Source organism: Nocardioides sp. NPDC006303 (genome assembly GCF_040613175.1).
GTDB lineage: Bacteria > Actinomycetota > Actinomycetes > Propionibacteriales > Nocardioidaceae > Nocardioides.
Map to the genome: position 1 here is coordinate 125,924 of NZ_JBEXRR010000005.1, position 20,024 is coordinate 145,947.

General features: G+C 65.1%; 10 protein-coding genes. 8 read left to right on the forward strand and 2 right to left on the reverse strand.

The genetic code is table 11. The features are described 5' to 3' along the window. Window positions 1-48 precede the first annotated feature (48 nt). Genes ABZY89_RS06325 through ABZY89_RS06340 form a run of 4 tightly spaced genes read left to right on the forward strand, consistent with a single transcriptional unit; the run spans window position 49 to window position 3,664 of the window. The gene (locus ABZY89_RS06325) at window positions 49-783 is read left to right on the forward strand and encodes a phosphotransferase (protein ID WP_355225568.1); all 735 of its coding nucleotides are present in this window, start codon (window positions 49-51) and stop codon (window positions 781-783) included. Beyond that, window positions 780-1,850 (forward strand): hypothetical protein, encoded by a 1,071-nt coding sequence (locus ABZY89_RS06330; protein ID WP_355225570.1) that lies wholly within the window; start codon window positions 780-782, stop codon window positions 1,848-1,850. The genes ABZY89_RS06325 and ABZY89_RS06330 overlap by 4 nt, the downstream gene beginning before the upstream one ends. A 38-nt stretch (window positions 1,851-1,888) precedes the next feature. Beyond that, window positions 1,889-2,905 (forward strand): tryptophan--tRNA ligase, encoded by a 1,017-nt coding sequence (locus tag ABZY89_RS06335; protein ID WP_355225572.1) that lies wholly within the window; start codon window positions 1,889-1,891, stop codon window positions 2,903-2,905. 18 nt (window positions 2,906-2,923) lie between these two features. Continuing rightward, window positions 2,924-3,664 (forward strand): HAD family hydrolase, encoded by a 741-nt coding sequence (locus ABZY89_RS06340; RefSeq protein ID WP_355225573.1) that lies wholly within the window; start codon window positions 2,924-2,926, stop codon window positions 3,662-3,664. Window positions 3,665-4,457: 793 nt separating this feature from the next. Here the strand turns inward: ABZY89_RS06340 and ABZY89_RS06345 are convergent. Next, window positions 4,458-5,018 (reverse strand): hypothetical protein, encoded by a 561-nt coding sequence (locus tag ABZY89_RS06345; protein WP_355225575.1) that lies wholly within the window; start codon window positions 5,016-5,018, stop codon window positions 4,458-4,460. A 104-nt stretch (window positions 5,019-5,122) separates the two neighbouring features. Here ABZY89_RS06345 and mobF point away from each other — a divergent pair, with 104 nt between their 5' ends. Continuing rightward, window positions 5,123-8,647, forward strand: coding sequence for a MobF family relaxase (gene mobF, locus ABZY89_RS06350; protein WP_355225577.1), 3,525 nt, complete (start codon window positions 5,123-5,125; stop codon window positions 8,645-8,647). A 60-nt stretch (window positions 8,648-8,707) separates the two neighbouring features. On the opposite strand, the gene ABZY89_RS06355 is transcribed toward mobF, so the two are convergent. Further along, window positions 8,708-9,958 (reverse strand): hypothetical protein, encoded by a 1,251-nt coding sequence (locus tag ABZY89_RS06355; RefSeq protein WP_355225578.1) that lies wholly within the window; start codon window positions 9,956-9,958, stop codon window positions 8,708-8,710. A 500-nt stretch (window positions 9,959-10,458) separates the two neighbouring features. Here ABZY89_RS06355 and ABZY89_RS06360 point away from each other — a divergent pair, with 500 nt between their 5' ends. The 3 genes from ABZY89_RS06360 (at window position 10,459) to ABZY89_RS06370 (ending at window position 19,993) form a co-directional block, all read left to right on the forward strand. Beyond that, a complete protein-coding gene (locus ABZY89_RS06360) occupies window positions 10,459-11,052 on the forward strand; it encodes a hypothetical protein (protein ID WP_355225580.1) in 594 nt (197 codons plus the stop codon). Window positions 11,053-11,771: 719 nt separating this feature from the next. Further along, window positions 11,772-15,068 (forward strand): hypothetical protein, encoded by a 3,297-nt coding sequence (locus tag ABZY89_RS06365; protein ID WP_355225581.1) that lies wholly within the window; start codon window positions 11,772-11,774, stop codon window positions 15,066-15,068. After that, window positions 15,065-19,993 (forward strand): DEAD/DEAH box helicase, encoded by a 4,929-nt coding sequence (locus ABZY89_RS06370; protein WP_355225582.1) that lies wholly within the window; start codon window positions 15,065-15,067, stop codon window positions 19,991-19,993. Before ABZY89_RS06365 ends, ABZY89_RS06370 begins: the two co-directional genes overlap by 4 nt. Window positions 19,994-20,024 lie beyond the last annotated feature (31 nt).

Here is a 20,024-nt window from a genome sequence, read left to right on the forward strand (position 1 = left end):
CAACGCAACCGGACCCGACTCGTAAGCGACGGTTCCGGTAGACCCTGCGTGCTGAAGGAATACACGCACTTGTGCGGCGAGGACGTCCGCGCACTGTCCAAGATCGAACATCGGCTCCGCTCCGCCGGCGTGCCGATGCCCGAGATGCTCGACTGGTCATCAGAGCCGCCCACAACGGTTCATGAGTACGTCAACGGCGAGCACCGCACCGACCCCACCCCGGAGATGGTCGATGCCGCAGCCGAGGTCTTCGCGAGGCAGCTCAAGGTGCTTCGTCGTGCGAGCGCACCCTGGGTTCCTCGCCGTCCGGATGGGCTGCCGGCGCGGAGCCGCGAGGCGGCACACGCCGCTCGTTCGAGCTCACTGAGGGACGCCATCGTCGGGTCGTGGCACCGGATCAGCGCGCTCGCCGGCACGCACTCCTGGACCACAACCCATGGTGACTGGCGAGCCGACAACCTCCTCTATGCCGACAACGCCGTCCTGGCTGTCCTGGACTGGGAGATCCTCATCTCCGTACCCGTCGCCGAGGCAGTCGGCTATGCGGCAGCATCGCTAACCCACAGCTGGCGCCCGGACCTGCGCACTCCACTCGATCCCAGCACCGTGGTCACGTTCATCCACAGCGCCGAGAGGCACCACGCACTGGCGCCGAGCGAGACCGGTCACGCGCGCCTAGCCGCACTCCACATGGCCGCCGTACGCCTGGTCGAGGACAAGGCCGACGGAATCGACGCCCCCACACTCTCCGAACTCACCCGACACCTGGGAGCCCGACGATGACCCTGCCCACCGTGCTGCAGATCCCGTCACACATGACCTACGCCAAAGCGCTCGGCCCCGCCCACACCACCCCGGAGGTGGCAAGCCCGACTCTTCGGATCGCGGACCTCCTGGCACAACCGCGGTGGGACTTCGACATCGTTCACCTCCACTCACTGGAACTCGTGACCCTCGATGATCTGATCCAGCTGCGCAAGCGCACAGTCGCTGAGGGCGTACGTCTTGTCGCCACGATCCACGACCTCGTGCCCAACATCGAGGCCAACGTCGGTGACTTCCTGACCAAGGTCGCCTACATTGCGGCCGAGGCCGATCACGTGTTCACCCTCACGCCACAGGCAGCCGAACAGATCGCAGCCCTGGCACCTCACGCCGAGCCCGCCGAAATCACACCCCATGGCGCCGCCATCTCGATCGAGTCGATTCCGGCCGTTCCCGTCAGAGGCAGCGGTGGGCTCGCCGTGTTCGGTGCTTTCCGTCCCTACCGCGAGCTCGAGATCCTGGTGCGATCGTGGCAGCACCTGGGGGACGAGCGCCCCAACCTTCGAGTGCTGCTTCGATCGGTCACTCGGGCCGACCAAGAACGTGACGCCGCGCTCCTCGACTTGCTCGAAGAGACCGCACGCACCGATCCACGACTACATCTGACCGTCGCACACACCATGCTCGGCGACGACGACTTGGTTGACTGGCTAACCGGCGCATCTGCACTCGTGCTGCCCTACTCCCACATCACCCACTCCGGTCAGCTCGAGCTCGCTCGAGACATCGGCCTCCCCGTCATCGCGCCCGACATCGCGAGCCTGCACGGCCAGCTCACCACAGGCCCACGAAAACATCTGCCCGTCGCCTGGTTCGCACTCGACTCGCTCACCGTCGACGACTTCCCGACATGCCTACGCCACGCGAGCGAACTCGCCATGGACACCGCCGACCGCAGCAGCGCGACAGCAACGGAGGACCAGGAGCACGTACGGGCTGTTCGACTGGCCGAACGTGCCGAGATCAGCGAACGTCACGCCGACGTCTACGCGAATCTCCTGACCAAGACCGGAGAGCGAGTATGACCACCGAGTCGAACCTGACCACCCCTAGACTTCAGCCCATGTCGCAGACAGACGCGAAGGTTTCCCTGACCGGGATCAAGCCGACAGGTGAGCCACACCTCGGGAACTACATCGGCGCGATCCGACCTGCGCTCGAGCTGACCAAGCAGCACGAGTCGATCTACTTCATCGCCGACTATCACGCCCTGACCAGCATCAGGGACCCCGAGCTCCTGCGCCACTACACCCGCTCGGTAGCCGCGACCTGGCTCGCCGCCGGCCTCGACCCGACCGAGACCCTCATCTACCGCCAGTCCGACGTGCCCGAGATCTTCGAGATGCACTGGGTGATGTCCTGCATCACCGCCAAGGGCCTGATGAACCGCGCCCACGCCTACAAGGCCGCCCGCGACCAGAACGCCGCAGCCGGACGCGACGAACTAGACGCCGGCATCAACATGGGCCTGTACAACTACCCGGTCCTCATGGCCGTCGACATCCTCATCATGGGCTCCGAGATCGTCCCGGTCGGCAAGGACCAGATGCAGCACGTCGAGTACGCAGCCGACATCGCCGGCACGTTCAACCACCTCTACGGCAAGGCCTACACCCTCAAGATCCCAGAAGCCTCGGTGCCAGACGAGGACTCCGGGCGTACGCTGCCTGGACTCGACGGCCGCAAGATGAGCAAGTCCTACGGCAACACCATCCCGCTCTTCCTGCCCGAGGCGAAGCTGCGGAAGATGGTCCGCAAAATCCCCACCGACAGCACGCCGGTCGAGGAGCCCAAGGACCCTGAGACCTCCCACGTCTTCCAGATCCTCGCCCAGTTCGCCACCCCGGCAGAGACCGAAGAGACTCGACAGCGACTGACTGCCGGCGGATATGGGTGGGGACAGCTCAAGAACGACCTCGCCGACATCCTCGAACGCGAACTCGGCCCGATGAGGGAGCGCTACGACACCCTCATGGAGCCGGGCAGCGAGCTCGACCGCATCCTGCACAACGGAGGCGAGGAAGCCAGGAAGCGCGCCCGCCCCGTCCTCGACGGCGTACGCGCTACCATCGGCATCTGAGGCAGACGGAACCGGTCGATGTCAGCCACCACGGCGATCTTCGATCTGTTCGGGACGCTGGTGGCCGCACCATCGCGTTCGGATCGAGCCGCCGCCGTGCACGCACTCAGCGCCGTGACAGAAAGCAGCACCGCAGCTGTCGACGCATATCTCGATGAATCGTGGATGACCAGACACGACGGGTCGCTTCCGGATGTCGACTCACTCGTCGACGACCTGATGAAGCACCTCTGCTCGTCTGCGTCGCCGAGCCGGGTTGCTGCGATGTGGCGAAGCCTCGCTACTCCCAGAGTCGTGCCGGACCGGTCGGTCTCCGCGCTGCTTACCGATCTCCGCGCGAACGGCATCCGCATCGGGCTCATCAGCGACGCGAGCGCCGAGATCGCTGAGGCATGGCTACCCGGTCGGCTCGCCCAGGAGGTCAACCATGCCGTGTTCTCCTGCACTTCGGGTGCTCTGAAGCCGTCCGCGGTGCTCTACCGAGAAGCCCTCGAGCGTCTCGACGCCCGTCCGGAGGAGGCTCTCTACGTCGGTGATGGCGGTGGCGACGAACTCAGAGGGGCACAGGAGGTGGGCATGACTCCCGTTCGTGTCGCTCGACGAGGCGGCGCCAATACCCTGGCATATGGCGTCGGGCCCATGTGGGACGGATTGACCCTTTCGTCGGTCGAAGAGATCAGTCCTGAACGACTTGTCCGACTGGGTGAGCACCCGTTGGCTACTGTGCACGCCGGATCTGGCCGACCCGTCTATCGGTAGGTCGACCATCTGGCGTCGAGGTCCCCGCTCCGGAAGGTGTCGAACCGGTGAGCCACTGCGCCGCGTGGCTTCGTGGCCAGGACGCCACTGCGATGTCGGGTTCTTGACTGCTACATCTGAATGATGGTTCCGGTGAGTCACCGGGACCGTGCTTTCCGGCCAAAGACAGATCGGTGCCGGCGGAATCGCAGGCGTCTCTCGAAATGGCTGACTTCGGCGCAGGGCCTTCGGCTCGGGGTAGCGATGGCCTTGTTCGGTAAAGAGGACTGGAGGCCGGCGCTCGCATCCACCTCCCGGACCACCGCTGCCAGACCTGTTCATGTGCTCGATGATCGACTGCGGCGGCTACCTGGATGCTTACCTTCGAAGCCGTTCGCCGAGGAGGTGGATGGGGGAGCAAGTTGCATCCTTGCTGGTCAGGTGCATGCTCCCGCGAGTGTTGGCGGTACGTCAGCGATGGGTCGCGGCAACCGCAGGGTTCTGTACAACCGGGCCAGAAGGTCGATGGACTTCATCTCGCGGGCACGCAACGATCGCCCGATCTCGAGAGGCTTCATCGACCTCAACAGCCAGGTCAAGGGACCCGGGGTGCACCGAGCGTCAGCCCTCACCCGAAGGGTGAAATACACATCCCTGTCAAGGTACAAGCGACCACCGCTCATGGTTCAAAACGACCGCGCAAGCATCGAGTCGATGAGGCACCCCTGTCGCGACGATGACGCGACGTTCTTCCGGCGCAGTCGCTCTCCTCCTCTCACTTGCTTCACACGGTTTGCAGATCGAGGGAACGGGGTCACGCCTGGACACTCGTGGCGCGGTCGGCCACGAACGGTTCGAGCGCAGCTGTCTCGGCCAAAGGCTTGACGGACATACTCTCTCTGCAGGCGGTCACGAACTCGTCACGGGCGTCGAGTAGGTCGGCCCGCATGGATCGCCAGACCTCTTGGTCTATCTCTCCGGACGTGGACTCAACGTACTCCCGACGCTTCTTGGCTTCGTTCGAGAGATTCCTGGCGGCAGAAACCGTGGCGTCGTCCGCGAGAAGGCATAGTGCCTCCCAGGCGAGTTCCACACGCTGCGTGGCGGCGCGAAGATCTTCGGGAGAGGAATCACTACGCGTGTGCGGGACCGTGCTCCAAGGCCGGCGGTCCGCGCTGATCACGGCGACGATGAACGTGAGATCGCGAACGGCGGCCGAGAACTCAGCGCATGCGTCGAGAAGGCGACTATCGAATCGGACGCTCTGCTCTCGACGCCACCGTGCTGCGTCGGCGATTGTCGTCGTCGCGAGCGTGCCAACTATTCCGAGCGCTACACCTGCGAGCGCTGGCAACTGCCCGAGTACCTCGCTCACGCGTCCAATGCTTCCAGGTCCGACGACTGCGCGCATTGGAACAGCGAAACTGCGGCGCCCCTTTGACCCTCTCCCATGGGGAGGAAGCGGTGCACCTTGATGTTGTGACAGTGTCGATGCGGGTGATGTCAGCTGGCGGCGGCTACCGCTATCTCCTGCGCAACGTGGTCGCGGGAGATGGGGACCGATCCATGTCGAGTCCGTTGACGCGCTACTACGCCGAGACGGGGACGCCGCCGGGACGATGGTTGGGGTCCGGTCTCCTGGCACTCGGCAACGGGGCCCTGTCCGCGGGCGACCAAGTGACGGAGCCGCAGCTCGCGCTGCTGATCGGTACCGGCAACGACCCGGTGACTGGCGAGGCGTTGGGAAGGGCGTACCCCGAGCCCACGCCGTTCGCGGAGCGAGTCAGTGACCGCGTAAGCAACCTCGAATCGACGCTCGACAAGTCCGAGTGGGCAGCAGAGGTGCAAAGAATCGAGGCCGAGGAGAAGAATCGACCGACCAAGCGGGCAGTGGCGGGCTACGACTTCACGTTCTCGGTGCCGAAGTCGGTCTCGGTGTTGTGGGCGGTCGCGGACGCGAGCACCCAAGAGATGATCGTGGCCGCGCACCATGCCGCGGTGGCGGAGGTGCTGGCGTACATGGAGCGCGAGGTGGCGGCGACGCGGGCGGGTGTGTCGAACGGCAACGGCGCGGTTGCCCAAGTCAAGGTCGAGGGGCTGATTGCGGCGGCGTTCGACCATTGGGACTCCCGCGTCGGTGACCCGCAGCTACACATCCACGTAGTGATCTCGAACAAAGTCAATGCCGTGCTGGACGGGCGGTGGCGGAGTCTGGACGGGCGACCGATGCATCACGCGGTTACGGCGCTCTCGGCCTACTACAACGCCGTCCTCGCCGACCGCCTCACGGGCACTTTCGGCCTCGCGTGGGAGCAGCGCGACAGGGGAGCGGACCGCAACCGGCAGTGGGAGATCGCCGGGGTGGGGGAGGAACTGATTCGGGAGTTCTCGAGCCGTACGAAGCAGATCGAGGTCGAGAAGGAACGGCTGATCGACGCGTACGTCGCCAAGCACGGTCGCCGCCCGAGCAACGCGACGATCGTGGAGCTGCGGGCGCAGGCCACGCTCGCGACCAGGCCCGAGAAGGAGGTCCGGTCGCTCGCCGAGCTCACCGCAGAGTGGCGTGCCCGCGCCGCCGATATCATCGGCACAGATCCGACGACATGGGTGCGCGATATCATGACCGTTGGCCGGCCGAGGAGCGTCGACCCGAGCCAGATTCCGGAGGACATCGTCGGCAGCGTGGCGGCAAACGTGGTGGCCGAGGTCGGGCAGAAGCGTACGACCTGGCGGCGCTGGAACCTCTGGGCAGAGGCGTCGCGGCAGACGATGGGATGGCGGTTCGCGACGGTCGAGGACCGCGAGGCGGTCGTGGACCGCATCGTCCAGGCGGCTGAGCGAGGATCGGTGGCGTTGACCCCACCCGAGCTGGCGCCGAGCCCCCCGGAATTTCAGCGCGAGGATGGCACGTCGGTGTTCCGGCCGCGCCACGCGACGGTCTACTCCTCGGCCGAGCACCTCGCTGCCGAGGACCGTCTTCTTGCCCGAGCCGACGACACCACGGCCACCACGGTTCACGAGCAGGTTGCCGAGTGGGCCACCGCGACAGCCCGGCACCGCGGGACACTCAGCGGTGAGCAGTACGCCGCGATCAAGGCAATCACCAGCTCGGCACGTCGCCTCGACATACTCGTCGGCCCCGCCGGCACGGGCAAGACCACCACGATGCGAGCCCTGCGCAAGACGTGGACCGCCGCGTACGGGAGCAAGTCGGTCACCGGCCTCGCCACGTCCGCGGCAACGGCCGAGGTGCTCGGCGATGACCTCGGCATCGCCTGTGAGAACACCACAAAGTGGCTTCTCGAGCACGATCGTGAGAAGCCGGGTTACGAACTGCGACGAAACGACCTGGTCATCATCGACGAGGCCACGATGGCTGACACCCGCACCCTCGACCGGATCACTGCGATCGCCGAGGACGCCCGAGCGAAGGTGCTCCTGGTCGGTGACCCTGCGCAGATCGACGCGGTCGACGCCGGGGGAGCGTTCAACCTCCTCGTATCCCGCCGTGCGGACGTACCGACACTCACCGAGATCCACCGCTTCACCCACAACTGGGAGAAGCACGCCTCCCTGGCGCTGCGCGACGGCGACACCGCCGTGATCAGCACCTACGCCCGACACAGCCGCCTCCGCGACGGGACCAGCGAAGACATGGCCGACGCCGCCCACGCCGCCTGGCACGGCGACGTACGCAACGGCAAAGCCGCCCTCCTCATCGCCGACGCCACTGAGCAGGTTCACGCCCTTAACGAACGCGTACGCGCCGCCCGCATCCGCAACGGCGAAACCCTTGCGGGTCGAGAAGCAATCCTCGCCGACGACCATCGTGCCTCGGTCGGCGACTGGATCATCACCCGCCACAACGACCGTCGCCTTCGTACACTCGCCGGCGTCTGGGTCCGCAACGGCCACCGCTGGCAGGTTCAAACGGTCCACGTCGACGGCTCGATGACCGTACGCCGTCAGCACGGTCCCGCCGCGACCCTCACCCTCCCGCCGGAGTACGTAGCCGAGCACGTCGACCTTGGCTACGCCGTCACCGCCCACCGCGCCCAGGGCCTCACCGTCGACACCGCCCACGTCCTAGTGGGCGCCACAACGACCCGAGAGCACCTTTACGTAGCGATGACTCGTGGCCGCGATGCCAATACCGCCTACGTCGCCATCGACCAGCCCGACGAGGCCCACACTGGGCCCGAGACCGACGACGGCACCGCCGCGACAGTGCTCCACCGCGTTCTCCAACACGTCGGCGCCGAAGCCTCCGCACACCAGACGATTAAGACCGAGCAGGATACCTGGACCTCCATCGCTCAACTCGCCGCCGAGTTCGAAACCCTCGCCGCCCATGCCCAGCGCGACCGCTGGGCAGCCCTCCTCCGCACCTCCGGGCTCGCCCCCGAACAAGCAGACGACGTCATCGAATCCGACGCTTTCGGCCCCCTCAGCGCGATTCTCCGCAGGATCGAGGCCGACGGCCGAGACCCCGAACGCGTCTTGAAGAGCGGCGTCAGCCGGCGAGGCCTTGCCGACGCTGAAGATGTCGCCGCAGTCCTGCACCATCGCCTTCGCCTGGCGTCGAACCGCAGAGCCACATTGCTAGGGCCGTACGTGGCGGGTCTCCTGCCCCGGGCATCCGGTCGTCTGCCTGCCGGGTACGACGCTGCATTGTCCGAGCGGGCTGCGCTTATCGAAGCGCGGGCTCAGTGTCTCGCTGAGGAGGCGATCTGCACGCACTCCCCGTGGCTACGCCAGCTCGGGCCGCCTCCGACAGCGTCGGAGCTCCGTGCCCGGTGGATGGAATCTGTAGTGACCATCGCCGCCTACCGCGCCCGCTACCAGATCGACGGCGACCACGCGCTCGGCCCGCGACCCGAATCGGTAGCGCAGCGCACAGACGCCGATCGCGCCACTATGGCGCTGCGAACTGCAAAGTCCGCCGCCGCGACTCAGGTAGCGGGCGCGGGCCGAGTTGCGGCTCCGACGATATCCGGCCTCTAAGGGCCCTTCATGGCTTTGATCGGCTCGGCACCCCCGCAGCCGCACCCTGCAACGGACCAGCTAGTTCAATCGCCATCGATCGGCTTCGGGATGCCTACGCCTGCCCACCAAGCTTGAACAGTACTCATCGTCGAGCACGCAGCCGATGGATCGGCACGCCTCGTCGTAACACGGTTCGGGCCGCGGACCCATGGCCCGCGGCTGATGAGACCTCGCCAGTCTGTTGGCAGCGTGCAGGATGCCGTCGTCGCCTATGTCGAAGAGCAACATGCCTGCGACGTCCGCCCACTCTGACCCATTCCGCGAGAATCCGGACTTGGCCACCATTACCGGGGTTCGGCCGCTCACCGAGGCAATGCCCATGCAGCGCTGGACTCCACTGAGAGGTACTGGACGACCCGAGAAGACAACGTGCAATTCGATAGCTCGACTGAGGATCCTTCCTCCCCGGACCTCACTGTCGGCTTCCACAAACCCTGCCCACTTCAGCCATGCTGCTGCTGCTCGTTCGGCGTCGTCCTTGGAGAGGACACTCGACACCTCGGGGGCCTCGCCGTACAAGAACAAGCAGCGCGGGTCGTCGTCATCATTGTCATCGCTCCACGACGTATCGTCCGCTAGAATTCGCGCGAGTCTGAGCGCATCGAGGTCCTCACTGCTTACTCGTGGTAGAGCCGGCTTCAACCCGAGCGCGGAGGCAAGGTCGAGTCTGCCGGAAGCCCCTGGCGCCTGCATTACTTGATCGACCGTCCAGCCGATGTCCTCGTGAAGCCGAACAACTAGTGACCGCTGCTCGTCGTTGTTGTCTGTCACCCACAGTTCGTTACTGGCGCCGCCGTACCGGACCTTTCCATCGTCGTCGATTCGACGCAGCGGGTCGAGACCAATCGCAGACTCAGGCACGCCATAGGCATGAAGGTGGTCGGCGAGAACGACCAAGCCAGACCGTTCGACCTGTCCCCAGCGGTACGGCGACGGAAGCTCGCTTCCATCCACGCACTCGCCTATCACGGCCATCACGAGATCGATGAGGACGGCGTCGTCGAGCGCGAGCGGCCAGGCAGTCTGAACGACCTCGCGGCCCTGTGGCCACATGAGGGCCCATGCGCCAGGCCACCGGCCGTACCAGACAAGCATGACGGCGCCGCCCTCGGTGAGAGGCACCTTGATGTACTGCTCAAGGGTTGGCGTGTGGCCGACCTCAGCTGTCAGCGCCAAGTCCTCCAGCGTCTCGTTGAGCTTCGTCGCGATTCCGCTGAGTCTGTAGAAGAGCATCTCGCCGTGGACGATGTCGGCGGTTGGAAACGACAACTCAAGAAACTCCAGGTTCGCATGAAGGCAGGCTTGATCGCATCGCTCCGCGCGCACAGCACGGGCATGACCTCAATGTTGCCCTCATCCGCCCGAACGACCCCCTCGCATCGTGGCCCCTTACCTAAATCTCGGGACTGCGGGACTGCGCGGCCACACCGCGGCCACCGGTCGGGCACTCCTTTGAGCCCGTTGATGGAAGCGACAGCGTTCGCGGCCGACCGTGGGCAGCGATGCTCGACGCTGCCGCGTCGTCTCTAGCTCGGCAAGGCTCGCGAGCAAGCCACGAATGCTCAGACCCTGCTGAAGCAGGCCGAGGAGGCGTATGGACAAGCCACTGATGAGGCCCTCTGGGCGACCGATGAGCTATGGGATGCGCAGGACCGGCTAAACGAACTGGAGTCGGGTGAGGCGCACATCCACATTCGACAACCGCTTGTCGGTGGTCTCAAGTAGCGTTGCCGAGAACCAGCGGAGCAGTCATGGAAGGAAATGAGTTGGTGAGTTCGCGTGCCACGGAGTCGGGCACCGTGATTCTCAAGCCGAAGGACGTGAAGGCCCTCGGCAAGGATCTGCGGGACTGGACGAACAGGACCCATCAAGCCGTGATGTTCGAGGTCACGACCATGTGCGACGGCCTCCCGAGCACCGCTGGAGGGCTCGAAGCCCTCGTTGAAAAGCTTAAGGAGCACCGAGCCAAATGGGCGGACGCTGCGGCGCCTGAGCTGAAGCTGCTCATCAACCGCCTCGCCCTGCGCGGGATCGAGGCCCACGTCGGGACCTGTCGAGAGACCGGCAGACTCCGCGTAGCCACCGCGCGAGCGCTCGACGAACTCCTCCCGAAGAGATCCAGCAACGACATGTACTTCCGGGTCCCCGATGCCCACGGCAACATCGCCGCCGGCCTCACCCTCGACTACGACGCGGTCCTTTGGCTCGCAGAGCCGACAGTCGAGGCCCCGGCAAGTGCGGCACGTGAGACTCCACTCGCGAAGCTGGCGCTCGCACGGCTCCGGTCGTTCAACGTCCCGCCTGGCGGAGGTGGGCAGATCGTTAACGACACAACCGGTAAGGCACTTGTCTCCTTCGGCTGACCGCGCAATCCGGGGTCCGAAGCACCATCACATGCGGGTGCGCGGCGTCGACGGGATAGGCAGTAGAACTTTGCTGGAGGCGAGAGGGGGATCCATGGTGAGCGATGCGACGGCGCCGCGGTATGCGCTGTCGTTCACGAGCGGCACCTGCTTACCTGGGAAGCGCTTAGTGCCGCGCCGCTCTGTCTGTAAAGCCGAGACTGGGCTCAGGTTCGTGGTCGCAAATCGGCTCCTCGAGTCGCTGCTCCCATTCCAACCGCTCCAACTCGGCCGCTTCCGCGGAGAGGAATCCGTGGCTATGCCCGGCCCGCTCGGCCGGTGCCGTCGAGGTGAACGCTCGGAACACCATGCTGGCGAAGCGCGCAGCCGCAGACGCCGCGGTCACGGCGGCAACCGAAATGACCGAGCGCGCCGTCCCGGCGATCACGGGGCCATGAGTCGTCCTCTCGTTGCAGATCTGCCAGAGTTCCCCACAACCAGCCACGTCGACCTGCTGCAGTTCGGTCTGCGAATCCGCCCGGGCCGCTTGACCATGGACGGCGATCCCCCAAATTCGGTAGCTATGAAAGAACGACCTGACGACAGGCGCTAGCGATTTAACCTTGTCGCTGTCACCGGCCACGAGCGGGCCCGCTGCCGATGTGACTTCAACCTCTGTCTCGAAACGGACCGTTCTTGATTTTCAGTGACCCTGGTCGCCGTACGAAAAGCAGACGCGAATGGTGACCGCGCAGGAGTACCTCGACCTCTGCGACAAGCAGTGGCGCAAGAAGTTTGACGCTGCCCTGCTCGCGGCTGAGCTCGAAGTGAAACAGCGGGCCTGGGAGAACGCGATCAAGTCGTTCGCCCTCGTCCTCCGTAGAAGCAGCAATCCCGACAACTGGGCACGAAATCTGCGACGGTGGCCGGCCGCTCAGGTCGTCGCGACTACTGGCGTGGCGACGGACAAGTGGGGGCCCGGAGGCTTCTGGCCCAAGCTCACCGACGCCCTCGGCGTTCCCGACGAGCCCGCCTTTCACGGAATCTGGGGCGACGCCTTCCTCGACAATCTGGTCGCACTCGAACTGCCCACGTTCGACAGCGGGGCTGCGGATGTCGGGACGAAGTACGTCGGCCGGATCCTGATGCACACCGGTATGCCCACGTATTGCCTTACTGACTACTACCGGGTGATTGTCGAGCGCCGTAAGAAGATCGCTGGTCTTGATCCGGCCGAGTTCGTCGCGTGGGCAGCTGCCCGAGCTGCACAGCGGCAGCTCTACAACGTTGACATGCCCGTCGCAAGGTTCATGCGCTATGGCGGGGATTTCGCCGTCGATATAAGCGACCGCGTTTTCGACCTACTCGATGTCGTGGCAGCCGGAGGCGATGGGTCCGACGTGCCACTGCCTGACCGCTTTCGAGAGTCCGCTCAGAAGTTCAAAGCCTCTGGCGCGCTCACCGCTCGCAATCGCAGTCGGCGCGACTCCGTCAAACGAGCGCAGCAGCCACAGTTGGTCATCGACCCGTTTGGGCAAGGACTGTTGCTGCGTCTGCCATCGGTCGGCGACGCTCCCGACGGCACTGCTACGTGGGTGGTTGGGCTCGATGACTCTGTGCGTCGAGTGGCCACCGCGGCATTGTTCCCTGGTCAGAACGAACCAGCACCGCAGACCGACGTGCCCATCACGACGCAGGTGCGGATGGCGACGGCAGCACTTGAAGGTCACGCCGACCTTCAAGTGTCGTTGAACGTTGTCGATGAGAACGATCCGCTCCTTGCGTTTGGCGAAGACGGCCTGCGCCTGCCTGCGGGTCTGTCTCTGCCGGGCAGGCCGACCTGGCTGCTCTTTCCGGGAGAACCCGGCGACCTGCGATTGAAGGGCAACGCGCCGGTGATTGCGGAGAGTCCCGTGCCTCCTGGATGGGCTGGCTGGTGCCTTCTGCAGCTCGACCTCGCTGAGGCAACCGAGGTCGGTGTCGCCATCGGCCGAAGTCACCCAGTGCGGCAGCACGCAGCCGCTCGCATCTTGGTCGACGAACCAGTGCATGGCGTCCGCACCCAGGCCGGACTGCCGGTGGTGCCATCGCTGCCACAGGTCGTGCTACCTACCGGGCTCGGCGAAGCGCGTTGGGAAGTGACTCTTCTCGATGGCAACGGCGACGGTATCGGTCGATGGACCAGCAACCAGACCGACACCGGCCCAGACTCGGTCTGGAGCCGCGTCCCGAAACCAGTTGTCGGGACCTACACAGTCAGGGTGCGCGGCCCATGGGGCCGAGGAGCTTCCCGCACGCTCGAGATCGTTGAGGGCCTTGAGGCGACGTTCGAGCCGAAATGGCGAAGGTTGACCGAGCGCGGCCTTCAGGATTGCACCGCAACGATAAGGACCGCTACCGGGATCGAGCCCGGTCGCACCTTGCTTGACCTGGGTGCACGAAGCCGAGACTGCCGGGTCAAAGCGAGTGCCGAAGGTCGAGCCCGAACGCTCGTTGTCACGCCTCCGCACATGACCATCGCCTACCAGTCCGGAAACTCGACCCTGCGACCGTCGATCCAGCCGCTCCACCTGAGCAGGGAGAGCGTGACGGACGTGCCCGGCACGCTGATCCTCGACCTTGGGCATGACGCGGACCCGACGTTGCATTACGTGGTCGGACGTGAGGTGGTTCAGACACTTCCTCACGGGGACGGGCGGAAGGGAGTCTTCCGGTTCGACCTGGGAAAGCTCGTGGACACACTCACCGTTCACCCACAAGGTCGGCTTGCCCTCGCCGAGACCGGTGAGCTGCCTGTGGCTTCGATCCGTCCCGCTCGGCTGTTCTCATCGGTTGGGTACGAGAGCGGAACCCTCGTATTCGGCGACTGCATCGACGTCGAAGGACTTACCGCGCTCGTTTACGCGGCCCGGGCACCATGGCGAGGACCGGCAGTCGTTCCCATCAGCTCTGGCCGAGCACTTCTCCCGACATGGCTTACTGATGCGGGTCCGCTCAGTGTTCTCGTTCGGATCGAGGATCCGTGGGCGCCCGAGCCCATCCCCGAGATCGCGCCGGAGCGCGATGTCAAGCTGGTGCTGGCTGACGGATGGGTGACCGACGGCGATGAAGAGTCCCAGGCGCTGTCAGGGTTCTTGGCCGGAGTCCGAGAGCTGCCGGACAACGTCTTCGACCTGAGCAAGGTCTGGACCGCCCGGGCCCTCGCTGCAAGCCTCTGTCTCGGGGAGCGACTGGTGGAGGTCGTCACCGCGCTCGAAAGGCTCCTTGGGAAGAACCCTCGGGAAGCGTTACTGGCCCTTCCCAAGTCGCGTACGCCTGCGAACATGATCCCATTCCTCCTGGTTAGGTCGGGAATCGTCTGGGCGGACCTAGCTGAGGCACATGAGGACAGTTCGCCACCCTGGTCGCTCCGGGGTGCGCTGCCGAGCACCCTGCTCTCCGCAGCAGATGGCGAGTGGTCCGCGGATGAGGTTGCCGCCGCAATCGGCGTGATCGGCGATGTCGTGGTCGATCTGCTCGACGGTCGAGACCCGTTTGCGAGCTGCGGGCGACTCGACAAGGGCGCCGAGATCTTTGACCAGAAGGCGGAAGAGCGCGAGGCCTTGGTGCGATTCATGGGTCTGGTTCCGAGAGGGCTCCTGAGCGGAGACTCCAGAACGATGGCGACCATGGCCTTCGTCCGTGAGCGGCGCAACAGACGCCTGGACAAGATCCTCCACCAATCCAAGCAGCTGCTTAAGGATGTCGACGCCGTGCTTGTCATGCTTGACGACCCTGTCGTGACCGCTGCAGTTTCGGCGCGCCGCCATCCGACAGCCACTGGTGGCTGGAAGGTGCTGCCAACCCTGTCGCTGGGGTTAGCCTTCGCCGCTCGGCATGCTGCTAGGGGCGAGGTCCGCGCTCGAAACTGGCTCGCCCAGCAAGGCCCGGTGTGGTCGGACCTCGCTCGGATCGCCCCCGACCTTGTCACCTCAGATCTGATCCTGGCAGAGCTCCTTGTCTCAGGTGCCGCCCAGATGAAGGAGAACAACGCATGAGCTCCAACATCGACGCGGTCTCGACCTCGGCCGAGATCACGAGCACCTACCGCCGCTATCTCCAGTCACTGCTAGCCGTGCGCGACCCAGAGATCGACGCGGCGCTCCGCAAGACGATCGACGAGACGCCAATGCTCGACAAGGGCCCATTCCTTGAGGCGACACCTCCGTACGCTCCTGGCGCGAGTGCGCGCGATCTGATCAAAAGCGGCATCCTGAGCAAGAGATTCGCCGATCTCCACAGCGAAGCACTTCCGCTGGACCGACCTCTCTACGTCCACCAGGAACAGTCGATCCGGAAGGTCGCTGCCGGCCGCAACGTGGTGGTGGCAACCGGCACGGGCTCGGGAAAGACGGAGTCGTTCCTGCTGCCGATCCTCGACAGCCTCGTGCGCGAGCAGGAGCAGGGCACGCTCGGCCCTGGCGTACGAGCGCTCCTGCTCTACCCGATGAATGCGTTGGCCAACGACCAGATGAAGCGCATGCGCCAGCTTCTCGCGAACTACCCGGGCATCACCTTCGGGCGCTATACGGGCGACACCGAGACTGACCCACGAAAAGCCCGCGAGATGTTCGGCCAGCTCAACATCGGCGAACCGACGCTTCCCAACGAGCTGTTGAGCCGCGAGGAGATGCGGAAGACGCCGCCCCACCTGCTCCTCACCAACTTCGCGATGCTGGAGTACCTGCTGCTCCGGCCCCTCGACCTGGATCTGTTCTCCACCGGCGATGACTCCACCTGGCGCTTCCTCGTCGTCGACGAGGCACACGTCTATGACGGCAGCCAAGGCGCCGAGATCGCGATGCTTCTGCGGCGCGTCAAGGACCGAGTCGCTCCAACTCGACCGATCCAGTGCATCGCCACCTCCGCCACGGTCGGTTCAGACGCAACTGCAGTGACGCGGTTCGCGTCGAGCCTCTTCGGCGAACAATTCGAATGGATCGACGGTGACGGGCAACGCCAGGACCTGATCACCGCCAAACGAGTCCCCACGCCGATGGGTCCTTTCTGGGGACCTCTGACAGCGGAGCAGTACGTCGATCGGTTCACCTCCGGCGAGGCGCCCGACCCCAAGCAGCTCGCGACAGAGCAGGGACTTGCGACGCTGCGCACGACCTTGGCCGCCGGACCGAAGCCTTTCGACGAGGTGGCCCGAACGGTCTTTGGCGACGATCCCAGCGCCCGAACTGGACTTGCCGCCATGGTGGCCATGGCTAGCGCCGCTCGCTTTCCCGACGGCACGACTCCACTATCGGCCCGTTATCACCTGTTCCTTCGGGCCACCGAAGGTGCGTTCACCTGTCTGTCCACATCAGGACCGCATGTCCAACTCGCCCGCCATGAGACGTGCCCCACGTGTACAGCACCGGTGTTCGAGATCGGCTCGTGCAAGCGCTGCGGCGCCGTACACGTCGTCGGCCAGCCGGTCCACGAGGGCGGTCATCTCGTCGTCAAGCCGCGCAAGGCGGGCACTCGGGGAACATGGTTGGTCCTCAGCGACGAGGCAGAGCACACCGACGAGGACGAGGAAGCAGTTGCCACCGACGGTGTCGAGCTGACCGCAGACGACGCCAAGATCTGCACCGAGTGCGGAATCCTTCTCAAGCCGGATGCACACGCCTGCGCCAGGTGCAGTTCGACAAGGCTTCGCGCCGTCCGTCGTTTGAAGGAGCGCGGAGACGAGATTGCTGGATGTCTGGTCTGCGGGGCCCGTGGCTCCGGCACCGTGCGCGTCTTCGAGACTGGACCTGACGCTTCCGGGGCGGTGATTGCGACCTCGCTCTATCAGAACCTGCCGCCCAGCTCGGATCCTCAGGACGGAACCCGTCCTGGCGAGGGTCGAAAGCTCCTCGCGTTCAGCGACAGTCGACAAGCGGCGGCGTACTTTGCGCCATACCTCGAGGACTCCTACGGCAGGCTCCAACGTCGTCGACTCATCGCCGAAGGGCTGCTCGCAGCACATGCTGACAAAGAACCGGTTGGGATCGATGATGTCGTCTTCAAGGCGAGATCGGTGGCGGCGAAACTGAAGACGTTCGCGGCCGGACAGACCTCCGGTCAGCAGGCTCGACAGGTCGCGCCGTGGGTCATGGCCGAAGTTGTCGCCACCGACGACCGCCAGTCCCTGGAAGGGCTCGGGCTCGTGCGCCTTACTCTGGATCGCGACCCATCTTGGCGCACCCCGGCACCCCTGACTGCGCTCGGTCTGAGCGAAACCGAAGCCTGGGACCTTCTCCAGGAGTTGGTCCGGTCGCTTCGGCTCCAGGGTGCCGTGACAATGCCCGAGGAGGTGCCCGCGAACGACGACATCTTCTTGCCTCGCCTTGGTCCGATCTGGGCACGGCTAACGGGATCCGAGCCGAAGATGAAGGTCCTCTCGTGGCTCCCCACTCGTGGGATGAACAAGCGCCTCGACTACGTCCAGCGGGTCCTCGCAGAGCTCGGCTCCACCGCGGATCCCAGGCAGCTCCTCGAGGGCATTTGGAAGCTCCTGAGCGCACCCGCGTCGCAGGTCAACTGGCTGACCGCTACGAGCGACAGACACTTGGGGGTCGTCCATCAGGTCGACCACGAACGCCTCAGGATCGAGTGGGTCGGCGATGGAGTCGCGGCATATGCCTGCTCGACCTGTCGCCGGGTTGCCCCGGTGTCCGTTCGCGGCGTTTGCCCGGCGATCGCGTGCGGAGGAAGGCTCGAACCATTCACGCCACCGGCCGTCGGGGCGGACCGTGACCACTACCGTACGGTCTACCGATCGATGCACGCCGTTCCGCTGAAGGCCATGGAGCACACAGCGCAGTGGTCCAACACCGAGGCGGCAGCGATCCAGCAGCAATTCATTCGAGGAGAAGTCAATACGCTGTCGTGCTCGACGACGTTCGAGCTCGGCGTCGATGTCGGAGAGCTGCAGGCGGTGATGTTGCGCAACATGCCGCCCAGCACCGCCAACTATCTTCAGCGAGCTGGACGAGCCGGCCGACGTGCAGGTGCGGCCGCGCTCGTTGTGACCTATGCGCAGCGCCGCTCCCACGACCTGACGCGGTTCGCTGAGCCGGAGGTCATGATCACCGGATCGGTTCGCGCGCCGTTCGTGCCGCTGACCAACGAGCGCATCGACCGCCGTCACGCTCAGTCGGTTGCCATGTCGGCGTTCTTCCGGTGGCTCTTCGAGACGACGGGGCGGATCGATGCGAACGCCGGGGCTTTCTTCCTTCCTAGCGACGACAACCAGCCCTCGGTGGCTCTTGTCGAGGGCTTCCTGACTCCGGTGCCCGCGCAGATCACCGACTCGCTTCGGCGGATCCTCCCGGCCGAAGTCGCCGAGCGAATCGACGCCGAGGGCGGTGGCTGGGCCCGCGACCTTCTCGATCTCCTCGAGAAGGTCAGGCAGGAGCTCGAGGCCGATGTGGAGGCGCTCGACGAGCTGCGGGCCAAGGCAGCCGAGGAGCGCAAGTACCCCCTAGCTGATCGTTATCAGCGGGTAGCCAACACGCTTCGCAAGCGGCCGCTTCTCGGCTTCCTGGCCAATCGCAACGTGTTGCCGAAGTATGGCTTCCCGGTTGACACGGTCGAACTGCGCACCGAGTTCGGATACGGCAAGGGCGCTGGTGCCAACCTGGATCTCACCCGTGACCTTGCGCAAGCGATCTACGAGTATGCCCCTGACGCAACAATCGTCGCAGGCGGTCTGCTCTGGGCATCTCGGGGTCTTTATCGCATGGCCGGACGCGACCTGGTGGAGTACAAGTACTTCGTCTGCAAGTCCTGTGGCGGCTTCCGCTACAGCCTGGATCAACCCGACGGGGCCTGCCCATTTTGCGGTGAGGTCTCGGAGAGCGTGGCCCGCACCCTCACGATCCCCGAGTTTGGGTTCGTCGCTGACCGAGAGCCCAAGAAGCCGGGGCCTCGGCCGCCCAAACGCTCCTGGAGCGGCGCTGTGCACGTCCTTGAGCAACCGACCGAGACGAGCTCGCGGACGGTACGTCTCGCCGGCGGCAACATCGAGTCTGTGGTTGGTCCCCGTGGTCGCATGATCGCAGTCGCAGACGGCCCTAGTGGGCGTGGGTTCTGGGTTTGCGAGTGGTGCGGCCACGGCGCGGCGCGAACACTTCATCCCAAGAAGCCTCCTGCTCACAACCATCTGCTCCGCAACCTGCCGTGCAAGGGACACAGCCGTTCGCTGGACCTCGGCTACGTCTATGAGACCGACCTGCTCACCATGGACTTCGACGTGCCCGGCTTCCACGGGAATCGCGCGGCGTGGACCTCTGTGCTCTACGCAGTCGTCGAAGCCGCGTGCGAGGTGCTGGAGATCGCCCGGGATGACATCGGTGGGTCGCTCGCCCCCGTATCAGCAACCATGTGGCAGATCGTCCTCTTCGATCGCGTGTCCGGCGGCGCAGGCCACGTGCTACAGGTCGAAGCCAACTTGGAGAAGGTCCTCAAGGCTGCCCTCAAGCGCGTCAGCTCCTGCGAGTGCGGTCCCGAAACATCCTGTTATGGGTGCCTACGCAGCTATCAGAACCAGCGGGAGCACGACGATCTATCCCGCGGTGCTGCCGAGCAGATCCTCCGACGGCTGCTCGACGACCAGGGTGAGATCGATCCGCAATTTGCCCTCGACCAAGATGCTGGGACCGTTGTCGCTGTACCCAAGGCATGGGAGTCGCTCTATCGGATCGCCTCGACCACGGAGCGAGAGATGCTTGTTGACCTCGCAGCCGCCCACACTGCACGCCCCGAGGTGGGTGCTGAGAGTGCGGGCGGTGTTCCCGTCCCGATCTCCTGGCCAGATACCGCAGAAGGTCCGATTGCGCTAGATCTCGATCTCACTGATGACGACCGTCGAGACCTGGCAGCGGAAGGATGGACCGTGCTTCCGGTCGGCCCCAACCTGATCAAGCGGGTGAGCCGTGCCGGCTAGCGCAGTCCATGGCGCCACGGCAGGTATCTGG

What these genes read in the sequence shown, in the direction of transcription:
- ABZY89_RS06340 (WP_355225573.1), top strand. Translation starts at nt 2,924, where the DNA reads ATGTCAGCCACCACGGCGATCTTCGATCTGTTCGGGACGCTGGTGGCC.
- ABZY89_RS06330 (WP_355225570.1), top strand. Translation starts at nt 780, where the DNA reads ATGACCCTGCCCACCGTGCTGCAGATCCCGTCACACATGACCTACGCC.
- ABZY89_RS06370 (WP_355225582.1), top strand. Translation starts at nt 15,065, where the DNA reads ATGAGCTCCAACATCGACGCGGTCTCGACCTCGGCCGAGATCACGAGC.
- ABZY89_RS06365 (WP_355225581.1), top strand. Translation starts at nt 11,772, where the DNA reads ATGGTGACCGCGCAGGAGTACCTCGACCTCTGCGACAAGCAGTGGCGC.
- ABZY89_RS06335 (WP_355225572.1), top strand. Translation starts at nt 1,889, where the DNA reads ATGTCGCAGACAGACGCGAAGGTTTCCCTGACCGGGATCAAGCCGACA.